We start from the raw sequence: 12180 nt of genomic DNA, 5'->3' as shown, positions 1-12180 counted from the left end.
ACTGGCGGGGGAGCACGGGGTGACGGGCATCGCGGACGGTGCCGAACCGGTGGCCGCGGCGCTGGTCAGGGCGGGCACGGACGAGTTCCTGGACGCCCTCGCCGACCGACTCGCGGTGGGCGTCTCCTCGGTCGTGGCCGTACTCGACCCCGGGTGCGTGGTCCTCGGGGGTGAGGTCGGGCAGTCCGGTGGGGGCGACCTCGCCGCGCGGGTGGCGCGGCGAGTCCGCCGTATGTCGCCGCTGCCGACCGAGGTCCGCGCCAGTGCGCTGGGCGGCGGTGCGGTGCTGCGCGGCGCGCTGCTGACGGCACGGGACCGCGCGCAGGACGAGCTGTTCGCGCCGCCCGAGCGCTGAGCGCTCCACTGGACGTACGGCTATGGGTCGTCGCCCGTCCGCGGCGCACCGCAGCCGACTTCGCCGGACCCGCTCAGCCCTTCCCGCCGAGGCTCTGCGCCAGATACTGCTCGAACGTCCCCTTCCCCACAGCCCGTTCCGGCGCCAGATGCCCACCCGCCCGGAACCCCTGGTACGCCTTCCCCATCAACGGCACGTTCACCACGGCCCGTCGGCGTCCCGTCGCCTTCACATAGGCCCGGGCCAGCGACTCGAACGACCGCACCTCGGGCCCGCCGAGGTCCGCCACCCGCCCCGCAGGCGCCCCGGCCGCCAACTCGGCCAGCCGGTCCGCGACTTCGGCCACCTCCACCGGCTGGTCGCTCACCCCTGCGGGAAGCACCAGGACCGGCGACTTGGCCATCGCCCGGAGCATCTTCACCAGCAGATCGTGGAACTGGGTCGCCCGCAGCACGGTCCACCCCAGCCCCGACTCCTCGACCAGCTTCTCCACGGCGAGCTTGGACCGGTAGTACCCGAACGGCACCTGATCGACGCCGACGATCGAGATGTAGACCAGGTGTCCCACCCCCGCCCGCCGCGCCGCCGCGATCAGGTTCGCGGCCGCCTTCTCGTCCCCGCCGGTCTGCGTGGTCGCACAGTGCACGACCGTGTCCACGCCCTCGACCGCCGCGTCCAGCGCGGCGCCCCCCTCGCGCAGGTCGACGGCGTACGGCTGGGTGTGCCGGCTGAGCACCCGTACCTCGTGCCCGCCCGCCCGCAGCCGTTCGGCGACGAGCCGGCCGAGGGTTCCGGTACCGCCGGTCACCAGGATGGTGGTCATGCTTCAGCTCCTTCGGACGCCGGACGTTCCGGGGTGGAACGTCCTTCGTCAGCTGAGACCGCGCAGCCCCGGTGAAATGTGACAGTCCCCTAGGGGTGGGCGAGCTGACCTCGTACGAAGCCAAGTTTGTCCGGGTTGAGTACGGCTCGCATGTCGCCGATCAGCTCGTCCCGCACATCGAAGGTCACCAGGGCGGCGAGCGCCTCGCCCGCCCACATCGCGACCCCCGTCCCGCCGTTGACCTCCGCCGTCGTGAACCGCAGCTCCCGGCCCCACTTCTCGAACGCGCCCAGCAGGAAGCGGAGGACCTTCTCGCGCCCCTCGACCGGCCGCAGGGCCGCGGACACCTTGCCGCCGCCGTCGCTCCACCAGGTCGCGTCGGCCGCGAGCAGTTTCTCCAGACCGGAGAGGTCACCTTCCCGGGACGCGGCGACGAACGAGGCGACCAGTTCCTCCTGCCGCCCGGGAGCGGCCGCGAACCGCGACTCGGGCTCACCCACCCGCTGTACCGCCCTGCGGTGCAACTGACGGCAGTTGGCCTCGCCCAGATCCAGTACCTCGGCGATCGCCCGGTATCCGTAGGCGAAGGCCTCCCGCAGCACGTACACCGCACGCTCGGTCGGCGTGAGCCGCTCCAGCAGGACCAGCACCGCCATCGACACCGCGTCGCGCTGCTCGGCCGACTCCAGCGGGCCGAGTGTGCCGTCCGAGGTGACGACGGGCTCCGGCAGCCAGCTCCCGACGTAACTCTCGCGCCGCGCCCGGGCGGAGGTCAGCCGGGTGAGGCAGAGATTGGTGACGACCTTCGCGAGCCACGCCCCGAGGTGTTCGATGACGACCCGGTCGGCGCCGCTGAAGCGCAGATAGGCGTCCTGGACGATGTCCTCGGCCTCCTCCGCGGAGCCCAGCATGCGATAGGCCAGGCCGAACAGCCGGGGGCGGTGGCTCTCGAACTCGTCGGCGATCGCGCTCGTCATGCACGTCACCCTGCCATGCCCGGCCGATGAGGGACCCGGCGGCGGGCAAGGGCCGTCGTCACCGCCGCCGGGCCGTCTGCGGAGATCCAAAAAGGACTAGACCAGAGCGTCCAACAGGTCGGGCGGCTTGAGAAGTCCAGCGACACCACCTGTGAGCCACTCCACATCACTCACCCGTATGGACCTGGATCAGCCGTGGCACACTGGCTCTGTACCTTAAAGCAGCGCACTCCGGGGTCGGTGAAAGTCCGAACCGGCGGTTACAGTCCGCGACCCGGTCACTTCCAGTGACCGGTTGACCAGGTGAAATTCCTGGACCGACGGTTAAAGTCCGGATGGGAGGCAGTGCGCGGCGGGCGGGCATTCGTGCGCGCCGCCGTATCTACTCGTCCATGCGGGCGGGTCTGTCCGGCGTCGCCCCCAGTGCTCCTGCTCGTTCATTCTGTCGTCATCGACAGCCCCGGAGTCCGTGCCCCGATGTGGCAGGAGGACCCGGGAAGTGTTCACCGGAATCGTCGAAGAGCTGGGCGAGATCACCGCCGTCGAGAACCTCGGCGACGCGTGTCGCTTCCGCCTGCGGGGCCCCGTCGTCACCGAGGGCGCCAAACACGGCGACTCGATCGCCGTCAACGGCGTCTGCCTCACCGTCGTCGAGCACGAGGGCGACGAGTTCACCGCGGACGTCATGGCCGAGACCCTCGACCGCTCCAGCCTCGGCGCCCTCGCCGTCGGCTCCCGTGTCAACCTCGAACGCCCCACCGCCGTGGGCGCCCGGCTCGGCGGACACATCGTGCAGGGCCATGTCGACGGCACCGGCCGGGTCCTGGAGCGCAAGCCGTCGGAGAACTGGGAGATCGTCAAGGTCTCCCTCCCCGCGGACCTCTCGCGCTACGTCGTGGAGAAGGGCTCCATCACCGTCGACGGCATCAGCCTCACCGTCGTCGACGCCGGCCCCGACTACTTCACGGTCAGTCTCATCCCGACCACCCTTGACCTGACCACGCTCGGCCACAAGCAGCCCGGCGACCCGGTCAACCTCGAGGTCGACGTCGTCGCCAAGTACGTCGAGCGGCTGCTCGCGAACACCCAGGGAGCAGATCGGTGAACTGGCTGAACTCCGAGGCGTTCACCGCCTTCGACCAGCACATCCTCTGGTCGGACATGATCGGCAATATCACCGGCCTGGTCGCCCTCGCCCTCGGCTGGCGGCGCTCCATCTGGAGCTGGCCCGTGCAGTTCCTGGCCGGCCTCATCCTCTTCGGCGCGTTCTACGGCCATCTGACCGGCAGCGCGGGCAAGCAGGCGATCGTCATGGTCGTCGCCCTGTACGGCTGGTGGCAGTGGAACCGCAACAAGGGGCAGGACGGCAAGGGCCACATCGCCCCGCGGTTCGCCACCTGGACCGAGCGCGCGGCGATGGCCGGCGCGGCCGCCGCCGGCACCGTCGCGGTGGCCCTGCTCTTCAAGGCGTACCCGAGCCTGTCCTGGGATCCTTGGCCGGACGCCTACATCTTCGTCGGCACCGTCGTCGCCATGTACGCCCAGGCGCGCGGCATGGTCGAGTTCTGGTTCGCCTGGCTCCTGGTCGACCTGGTCGGCGTCCCCCTCAACTTCGCCAACGGCTACGCCTTCTCCGGCTTCGTCTACGTCATCTACGGCGCGCTCGTCCTGTGGGGCATGCGCGACTGGTGGCTGCGCTCCCGCCAGGGCACGCGGCCCGCTCTGGAAGGAGCGCCGGCATGAGCACGGCACCGATCCTCTACAGCACCGACGGCCTGGAAGACCTCACCCTCGACCCGATCGAGCAGGCCATCGCCGACATCGCCGCCGGCCGCCCGATCGTCGTGGTCGACGACGAGGACCGGGAGAACGAGGGCGACCTCGTCATCGCCGCCGAGAAGGCGACGCCCGAGATCGTCGCCTTCATGATGAGCGAGTGCCGTGGCCTGATCTGCGCCCCCATGGAGAGCGAGGAGCTGGAGCGCCTCGAACTGCCGCAGATGGTCGCGGACAACACCGAGTCCATGAAGACCGCGTTCACGGTCTCCGTGGACGCCTCCGCCGCCCACGGGGTGAGCACCGGCATCTCCGCCGCCGACCGCGCGACCACGCTCCAGCTGCTGGCGAGCGGCGACGCCGAGCCCACCGACTTCGTGCGCCCCGGGCATGTCTTCCCGCTCCGCGCCAAGTCCGGCGGGGTCCTGACGCGCAACGGCCACACCGAGGCCGCCGTCGACCTCGCCCGGCTCGCGGGCCTGCGCCCGGCCGGCGCGATCGTCGAGATCGCCGGCGAGGACGGCCGTATGCTGCGGCTGCCCGAGCTGATCCCGTTCGCCCGCAAGCACGGTCTGACGATCATCTCCATCGAGGACCTGATCGCCTACCGCCAGGCCGCCGAACCCACCGTCCGTCGCGAGGCCGAGGTCCACCTCCCCACCTCCCACGGCGAGTTCACGGCGTACGGCTACCGCTCCACCGTCGACGGCGTCGAGCATGTCGCCCTCGTCCACGGCGAGATCGGCGACGGCGAGGACGTCCTGGTGCGCGTCCACTCCGAGTGCCTGACCGGCGACATCTTCGGCTCCGCGCGCTGCGACTGCGGACCCCAGCTGGACGCCTCCCTGGCGCGCATACAGGACGAGGGCAGGGGAGTGGTGGTCTATCTGCGCGGCCACGAGGGGCGCGGCATCGGCCTGGTCTCCAAGCTGCGCGCGTACGAGCTCCAGGAGCGCGGCCGCGACACCCTCGACGCCAACCTGGAACTCGGCCTGCCCGCCGACGCCCGGGACTACGGCGCGGGCGCCCAGATCCTCGAGGACCTCGGGGTGCGCAGCGTGCGCCTGATGACCAACAACCCCGACAAGTCCGACGCCCTCCTGCGCCACGGCCTCAAGGTCAACGGCCGGGAGCCGATGCCGGTACAGGCGGGCGAGCACAACCTCGCCTACCTGCGCACCAAGCGGGACCGGATGGGACACGACCTGCCCTGGCTGGACACCGCTCCAGCGTCGACCTGCAGCAACCAGTAACGAGGAGATCAGAGAACGTGAGCGGCAAGGGTGCACCGGAGCTGTCCGTACGCAATGTGGGTGACCTGCGGGTCGCCGTCATCGCGGCACAGTGGCACGAGAAGGTGATGGACGGTCTGGTGGACGGCGCCCTGCGCGCCCTGCACGACCTGGGGATCGACGAGCCGACCCTGCTCCGGGTCCCCGGCAGCTGGGAGCTCCCGGTCGTCGCCAAGGTCCTCGCGGGCCGCGGCTACGACGCGATCGTCGCCCTCGGCGTCGTGATCCGCGGCGGCACTCCCCATTTCGAGTACGTGTGCCAGGGCGTGACCCAGGGCCTCACCCAGGTCTCCGTCGAGACCGGCGTCCCCATCGGCATGGGCGTGCTGACCTGCGACACCGAGGAGCAGGCCCTGGACCGGGCGGGCATCGAGGGCTCCAACGAGGACAAGGGGCACGAGGCGGTGACGGCGGCGGTGGCGACGGCGGCCACCCTCCGCTCAGTATCTGAACCGTGGCGCTGACGGAACCCGGGTGTGGCATAGGCTGAGCGTCACCATGTCCAATAAGACGTTCGAGGAGCTCTTCGCCGAGCTCCAGCAGAAGGCCGCCACCGGCGACCCCGCCACTTCCCGCACCGCAGAGCTGGTCGGCAAGGGCGTCCATGCCATCGGCAAGAAGGTCGTCGAAGAGGCCGCCGAGGTATGGATGGCCGCCGAGTACGAGGGCAAGGAGGCGGCCGCCGAGGAGATCTCGCAGCTGCTGTACCACGTCCAGGTGATGATGGTCGCCCGCGGAATCTCGCTGGACGACGTCTACGCCCATCTGTAAAACCTCTTCGAGTCAGCCCACCCCAGTTCACCCCGTTTCACGCGAAGGAAGCCGACCTCATGCTGCGCATCGCCGTCCCCAACAAGGGTTCCCTGTCAGGCCCTGCGGCGGAGATGCTGCATGAGGCCGGCTACCAGCAGCGCCGGGAGTCCAAGGAACTGCGGATCGTCGACCCGGTCAACGAGGTCGAGTTCTTCTACCTCCGCCCCCGCGACATCGCGATCTACGTCTCCTCCGGCCGTCTCGACATCGGCATCACCGGCCGGGACCTGCTGATCGACTCCGGCGCCAGGGCCGAGGAGATCCTCCCGCTCGGCTTCGCCCGCTCCACCTTCCGCTTCGCCGCCAAGCCGGGCACGGCCAATGGCGTCGAGGACCTCAAGGGCAAGACGGTCGCCACCTCCTACGAGGGCATCGTCGAGGGCCACCTCGCCGACAGCGGTGTCGACGCCTCCGTCGTCCACCTCGACGGCGCCGTCGAGACCGCCATCGAGCTCGGTGTCGCCGAGGTCATCGCGGACGTCGTCGAGACCGGCACCTCGCTGCGCAACGCGGGCCTGGAGGTCTTCGGCGAGCCGATCATGAAGTCCGAGGCCGTCGTCATCCGCCGCACGGACGCCGACACCACCTCGGAGAACGAGCCCAAGGTGCAGCAGTTCCTGCGCCGCCTCCAGGGCGTCCTCGTGGCCCGGACGTACGTGATGATGGACTACGACTGCCGGGTCGAGCAGCTGGAGAAGGCCGTCGCCCTCACGCCGGGCCTGGAGTCCCCGACCGTCTCCCCGCTGCACAACGAGGGCTGGGTCGCCGTCCGTGCGATGGTCCCGGCCAAGGAAGCACAGCGGATCATGGACGACCTGTACGACATCGGCGCGCGGGCCATCCTGACGACGTCCATCCACGCGTGCCGTCTCTGAGGGGCCGCGCAGCCATGTCCGAGACCCCCACCCTCCCCGTCACCTTCCGGCCCGGCCGCACCAGGGCCGTCCTGCTCACCGCCGCCGTCGCGCTCTTCGTGGTCATCACGGTGATCGCCCTGCTGCTGGAGAAGCTCGGCCCCGGCGAACGCCTGAGCTTCATCTTCACCGCGGCGCTCCTGGCCGGTGTGCTGGCCCTGCTCGCCCGGGTGAAGGTGGTCGCCGACGAGTCCGGCGTCACCGTCGTGAACATCGCCGGCAAGCGGCACCTCGACTGGGCCGAGATCGTCCAGGTCAATCTCCGGCCGGGCGATCCCTGGGTGTTCCTCAACCTCACCGACGGAACCAGCCTGCCCGCGCTGGGCATCCAGCCCGGTATCGCCAAGCAGCAGGCCATCGCCGACGCCCGCGCACTGAGGTCGCTCGTCGAGTCCCGCACCCCGAGGGATCTGCCGTAGAGGGCCATGTCTTGATTAACCTGTTGGCGGAGGCGTTTTTCGTGACGCCTCCGCCGCTGATGTTCCCCCCGGTCTTCAGAGGCCCACTGCTATCCGAGGAGTGATTCCCTCCAGCGATGGACGGATCGTCCTGTAGTACCTGCGCCGCCCCCTCCCGGCATATCGAGGCGGCGGCATGACCATCCCCCTGCTGCTCCTGGCAACCGCCTTCCTGCTGATTCTCGCCAACGGCTTCTTCGTCGCCGCCGAGTTCGGCCTCGTGACGGTCGAGCGACCGGACGCCGAGAAGGCCGCCGCCGAGGGCGACAAGCGAGCCCGTACGGTCGTCGAGTCGCTCAAGGAGCTCTCCTTCCAGCTCTCCGGCACCCAGCTCGGCATCACCATCACCTCCCTCGTGGTCGGCATGCTCGCCGAACCGGCGCTCGCGCAGCTGCTGCACGGCCCGTTCACCGCGATCGGCGTCCCCGCGGGGGCCGTCTCCGGAGTCACCGTGGTCTTCGGCATGCTGCTGGCCTCCGCCGTGCAGATGGTGATCGGCGAACTCGTGCCCAAGAACTGGGCGGTGTCCAAGCCCCTTCAGGTCGCACGTTTCGTCGCCGGCCCGCAGCACGCCTTCGCACGCCTGTTCCGCCCGGTCATCGCCGCGCTGAACGCCGTCGCCAACCGTCTGGTCCGTGCCATGGGCGTCGAGCCCACCGAGGAGCTGGCCTCCGCCCGCACCCCCGGCGAACTCGTCTCCCTGGCCCGGCACTCGGCCCAGGCCGGCGCACTGGAACAGGACACCGCCGACCTCTTCGTACGGACCCTGTCCCTGGCCGAGCTGACCGCGCAGCACGTCATGACCCCGCGCGTGAAGGTCAGTTCCCTCCAGGTGTCCGCGACCGCCGAGGACGTGGTCAACCTGACCCGCGCCACCGGCCTGTCCCGCTTCCCCGTCTACCGCGAGAAGATCGACGAGATCGTCGGCATGGTCCACCTCAAGGACGCCCTGGCCGTTGCGACCCACGACCGGCTGCGCACCCCGGTCGGCAGGATCGCCCGCCCGGCCCTGCTCGTGCCGGAGACCCTTCCGGTCCAGCCGCTGCTTGCCCGGCTGCGCAGCGAGCAGCCCATCGCCGTCGTCGTCGACGAGTACGGCGGCACGGCCGGTGTGGTCACCCTGGAGGACATCGTCGAGGAACTCGTCGGCGAGGTCCGCGACGAGCACGACGGTCTGGACGTCCCGGAGCTCGCCGCCGCCCCGTCGGAGGACGGCAGGCCCGCCTGGGACGCCGACGGCAGCTGCCGTGTCGACATCCTCCAGCGCATAGGCCTCGACGTGCCCGAGGGGCCGTACGAGACGGTCGCCGGGCTCGTCGCCGACCTGCTCGGCCGGATCCCGGCCGTGGGCGATCGGGCCGAACTCCCCGGCTGGCGGCTCTCGGTCCGCCAGGTCGGGCACTACCGCGCCGAGCGCGTCCGACTGGTCAGAACGGTCCCCGCGGTTGTGGAGGCCGTCCGATGAGCGTGCTCCTCCTCCTGTTCGCCGCGCTGCTCGTGCTCGCCAACGGCTTCTTCGTCGGCGCAGAGTTCGCCCTCGTGTCCGTCCGGCGCAGCCAGATCGAGCCGCTCGGCACGGCCCGGGCCCGTCAGGTGCTGTACGGCCTGGAGCGGCTGCCGCAGATGATGGCCGCGGCCCAGTTCGGGATCACCATCTGCTCGTTGACGCTCGGCGCGGTCGCCGAGCCGACCGTCGCCAAGCTGCTTGAGCCGGTCTTCGAGTGGATCCACCTGCCGCACGGCATGATCCACCCGCTCGGCTATGTCATCGCGCTCGCCGCGGTGGTCTTCTTCCACCTCGTCATCGGCGAGATGGTCCCGAAGAACCTCGCGATGGCCGCCCCGGAGAAGGCCGCGCTGTGGCTGAGCCCGGGTCTGGTCGTCTTCGCCCGCTTCTGCAAGCCGATCACCATCGCCCTCGGCGCCTGCGCCCAGGGCATCCTGCGGCTCTTCCGCGTCGAGCCCAAGGACGAGGTCGAGGCGGTCTTCACCAGCGAGCAGCTCAACCGGCTCGTGGAGGACGCCGGCCAGGCGGGCCTCCTGGACCCCGAGGAGCAGGAGCGCCTGGAGGACGCCCTGGAACTGGGCTCCCGCCCGGTCACGGACGTCCTGCTGACACGCGAGTCACTGGTGACGGTCGGTCCCTCGGTCACGCCCGGCCAGGTCGTGGAGCTCACCGCCCGCACCGGCTACTCCCGCTTCCCGGTCGTGGCCGACAACGGCGCCTTCATGGGCTACCTGCATGTGAAGGACGTCCTGGACCTGGAGGAGTCGGAGCGGGCGGTACCCCAGCAGCTCTGGCGCCCGATGACGACCCTCAGGTCCGAACTCCCCCTGGACGACGCCCTGACGGTCATGCGCCGGGCGGCCACCCACCTGGCCCAGGTGGCGGACGCGTCCGGCAGGGTCCTGGGCCTGGCGGCGCTGGAGGACGTACTGGAACTCCTGGTGGGCGAGGTGACGGATCCGGCGCACCGGGATGTGCCGGAGGTCAAGGTCACCGAGCCGCGGGTGAGTGAGGCCTCGGAAGAGGTGCTGGCCAAGTAGTGCGGCGCGGGGGCCGCAGGATCCGTCACATCGCCGACGGATCCTGCGGCCCCCGCCCCGACAGCACTTCCCCGTACGCCTGCATGAGATCCGGCAGCCGCAGTGTCGACAAGTCGTCCCGCGACAGCATCCCCGGATAGGTCGACAACCGCAGATCCCGATACGCGCAGCTCTTCTCGTACAGCGTCCGCAGGAACCGCCCGTTGCCCAGCTCGTCGATCCACCCCTGGTCCACCACGTGCCCGGCGATCGACCGCAGCTCGTCGAGGGACTCCTCGTCCCAGATGTCACCGTTCTCCGCGGCCAGCACCTCGCCGATGGAGGTGAGTTCGAGAGGCTTGTACGAGGGGAAGTCGACCCGGGTCGTGAACCGCGAGGACAGCCCGGGATTGGCGGCCAGCAGCCGGTCCATGCCCTCGGGATAGCCGGCCAGGATGACGACCAGGTGGTCCCGGTTGTCCTCCGCCCGCTTCAGCAGCACCTGGAGCGCCTCGTCGCCGTACGCGTCGCCCTTGCCGTAACCGGAGTTGGAGAGCGAGTACGCCTCGTCCACGAAGAGCACCCCGCCGATCGCGGAGTCGATGAGCTCGTTGGCCTTCACGGCGGTCTGTCCGAGGTACTCGCCGACGAGGTCGGCGCGCTGGGCCTCCACGAGGTGGTCGCCGCCGAGCAGCCCGAGGGCGTAGAAGACACGGCCCAGAATGCGGGCGACCGTGGTCTTGCCGGTGCCCGAGGGGCCGGAGAAGACGAAGTGCCGCTTGGGCGGCTGGACCGGCAGCCCCTGCCCGGCGCGCAGCCGCGCCATGTTCAGCTGCGCCGACAACGCCTTGACCTGGCGTTTCACCGGCTCCAGGCCCACCATGCGCTCCAGTTCGGTGAGCGCCTCCTCCAGTAGGACGGGGTCGGTGGGGCCGGCGGGCAGCGCCTGCGTCGGGACGGTCTTCTCGCGCACCGAGGGGTCGGTCACCGAGGGGAGCGGCCCGGTGGGCGGCAGGTCGGGGTCGGAGTACTTGAGGTCGCGTCCGTCGGCGCCGCCGAAGAGCGGATCGAGGCCGTCCGGTCCGTCGAGGACGTCCTGGGCGCCGGAGAGCGCGATCGAGGCGAGGTCCGCCGCTGCGTCGTCGTACCCGTCGCCCTCGGCGATCGCCGCGAGCCGGGCCGAGGTGTCCATGAACGCCGGGTCGACGCGGTGCACGGCGCGGTAGAGGGGGAGGGCGGCGGCGGAGCGGCCGGTGCCCTCGTGCGCGCGGGCGAGCCAGTAGCGCAGCTCCTTGCGCTGGGGCTGCTCGCTGCGACAGCGCATCAGGGCCGCCGAGAGAAGCGGCTCGGCCTGCCCGAACATCTCCAGGCGCACCCGGGCCATGCCCCCGAACAGACCTGCCTCGATGCCCAGCAGGGAATCGTCGATCAGCGGGTCGGTGTGCCGGACGAGCTGGTCCCAGTCCTTGACCAGATAGGCGCGACAGGCGTGCAGGAAGCGCACCTGGGCGTCGGTGTCGACGGGCGGCAGGCTCGCGAGGGCCCGGTCCAGCTCCGGGACATGGCGTCCGTCCAGCCAGTGCGAGGCGTGCGCGAGCAGCAGGTCGCGCGGGCTCTCCAGTACGGGTTGCACCCACCAGCCCAGCCAGTACCAGGAGTTGAGGGTGCGGCGGTGCCGGGCGCGCTGTTCCCCGAAGCGTTCCCGGTGCCGGAACATCCGCAGCAGCGCGGTCGTCGTGTCGACGCGCAACGCGTGCAGCCCGAGCCAGCCGTCGGCCATCCCCGGGTCCATCCGCACCGCGGCGCGGAACTCCTCCTCCGCCTGCGGATAGGCGCCCATCGTGTAGGCATCCACACCTCGCAGCCAGGCGAGGTCGGCCGGGGCCTGCGGGCCCTGCGTGCCGAAGTCCATCACGTCCCCCACAAACCGTGCCCCCGCTGGTTGGTCACCGGGCCGTCGGCCGCCGACCTCCTTGATCGAACCGCCTTGCTGCGGACCGGAGTTGCAACGGTGCGCAGAGCTGCCCGTCCCTAGGTCGCACCGAGGGCATCGTACCTGCGGGGGTGGGGCCCGCCGAAGGGTGCCGCACAGGCCGTTTGGGGAGGTGGGAGCAGACGGGGCGCACACGGAATGGTGACCGAGGGTGAGCGAATCACGGCTCGTAGCGCCCGGAAAAGGAGTTGAGGGCAGAACGAAGCCCCCGATCACGGGGGAACAACCGGGGGCTTCGCGTCTGAGGGCGGCT

At 70.6% G+C, this 12180-nt stretch carries 13 protein-coding genes and 1 riboswitch; of the genes, 10 read left to right on the top strand and 3 right to left on the bottom strand.

What is annotated here, in order from left to right:
- On the top strand, positions 1-355 hold a 355-nt coding region (locus tag HLK59_RS27620; protein ID WP_171144235.1), incomplete at its 5' end, for an ROK family protein.
- A 73-nt stretch (positions 356-428) separates the two neighbouring features.
- Here the strand turns inward: HLK59_RS27620 and HLK59_RS27615 are convergent.
- Both HLK59_RS27615 and HLK59_RS27610 read right to left on the bottom strand, forming a co-directional pair.
- Entirely contained in the window at positions 429-1178 is a 750-nt protein-coding gene (locus tag HLK59_RS27615; protein WP_171144234.1) for an SDR family oxidoreductase, read from the bottom strand.
- Between the two features lie 89 nt (positions 1179-1267).
- On the bottom strand, positions 1268-2155 hold the full coding sequence (locus HLK59_RS27610) for an RNA polymerase sigma-70 factor (RefSeq protein WP_171144233.1): 888 nt from the start codon (positions 2153-2155) through the stop codon (positions 1268-1270).
- A 222-nt stretch (positions 2156-2377) separates the two neighbouring features.
- Positions 2378-2508, top strand: a riboswitch (FMN riboswitch).
- A gap of 146 nt (positions 2509-2654) precedes the next feature.
- Here HLK59_RS27610 and HLK59_RS27605 point away from each other — a divergent pair.
- From HLK59_RS27605 to HLK59_RS27565, 9 genes are all read left to right on the top strand, one after another.
- Positions 2655-3260, top strand: coding sequence for a riboflavin synthase (locus HLK59_RS27605; protein WP_171144232.1), 606 nt, complete (start codon positions 2655-2657; stop codon positions 3258-3260).
- Positions 3257-3898: a nicotinamide mononucleotide transporter family protein gene (locus HLK59_RS27600; RefSeq protein ID WP_171144231.1), complete on the top strand. Its 642-nt coding sequence runs from the start codon at positions 3257-3259 to the stop codon at positions 3896-3898. Before HLK59_RS27605 ends, HLK59_RS27600 begins: the two co-directional genes overlap by 4 nt.
- On the top strand, positions 3895-5184 hold the full coding sequence (locus tag HLK59_RS27595; protein WP_171144230.1) for a bifunctional 3,4-dihydroxy-2-butanone-4-phosphate synthase/GTP cyclohydrolase II: 1290 nt from the start codon (positions 3895-3897) through the stop codon (positions 5182-5184). The genes HLK59_RS27600 and HLK59_RS27595 overlap by 4 nt, the downstream gene beginning before the upstream one ends.
- Positions 5185-5201: 17 nt before the next feature.
- Complete coding sequence (ribH, locus tag HLK59_RS27590; RefSeq protein WP_171144229.1) at positions 5202-5687, top strand: 6,7-dimethyl-8-ribityllumazine synthase; 486 nt, start codon at positions 5202-5204, stop codon at positions 5685-5687.
- A 34-nt stretch (positions 5688-5721) separates the two neighbouring features.
- Complete coding sequence (locus HLK59_RS27585; RefSeq protein WP_171144228.1) at positions 5722-5994, top strand: phosphoribosyl-ATP diphosphatase; 273 nt, start codon at positions 5722-5724, stop codon at positions 5992-5994.
- Between the two features lie 59 nt (positions 5995-6053).
- A complete protein-coding gene (gene hisG / locus HLK59_RS27580; protein WP_171144227.1) occupies positions 6054-6911 on the top strand; it encodes an ATP phosphoribosyltransferase in 858 nt (285 codons plus the stop codon).
- A 14-nt stretch (positions 6912-6925) separates the two neighbouring features.
- Positions 6926-7369: a PH domain-containing protein gene (locus tag HLK59_RS27575; RefSeq protein WP_171144226.1), complete on the top strand. Its 444-nt coding sequence runs from the start codon at positions 6926-6928 to the stop codon at positions 7367-7369.
- 175 nt (positions 7370-7544) lie between these two features.
- Complete coding sequence (locus HLK59_RS27570; RefSeq protein WP_171144225.1) at positions 7545-8873, top strand: hemolysin family protein; 1329 nt, start codon at positions 7545-7547, stop codon at positions 8871-8873.
- Positions 8870-9955 carry a hemolysin family protein gene (locus tag HLK59_RS27565; RefSeq protein WP_171144224.1) on the top strand — a complete coding sequence of 362 codons (1086 nt, stop codon included), beginning with the start codon at positions 8870-8872 and terminating at the stop codon, positions 9953-9955. The genes HLK59_RS27570 and HLK59_RS27565 overlap by 4 nt, the downstream gene beginning before the upstream one ends.
- A 25-nt stretch (positions 9956-9980) precedes the next feature.
- Here the strand turns inward: HLK59_RS27565 and HLK59_RS27560 are convergent, their stop codons facing one another.
- Positions 9981-11846: an AAA family ATPase gene (locus tag HLK59_RS27560; protein WP_171144223.1), complete on the bottom strand. Its 1866-nt coding sequence runs from the start codon at positions 11844-11846 to the stop codon at positions 9981-9983.
- Between the last annotated feature and the right edge of the window lie 334 nt (positions 11847-12180).

Origin of the sequence: Streptomyces sp. S3(2020), assembly GCF_013044505.1 — a bacterium.
GTDB lineage: Bacteria > Actinomycetota > Actinomycetes > Streptomycetales > Streptomycetaceae > Streptomyces.
This window is presented reverse-complemented; position numbering and strand designations above follow the sequence as displayed.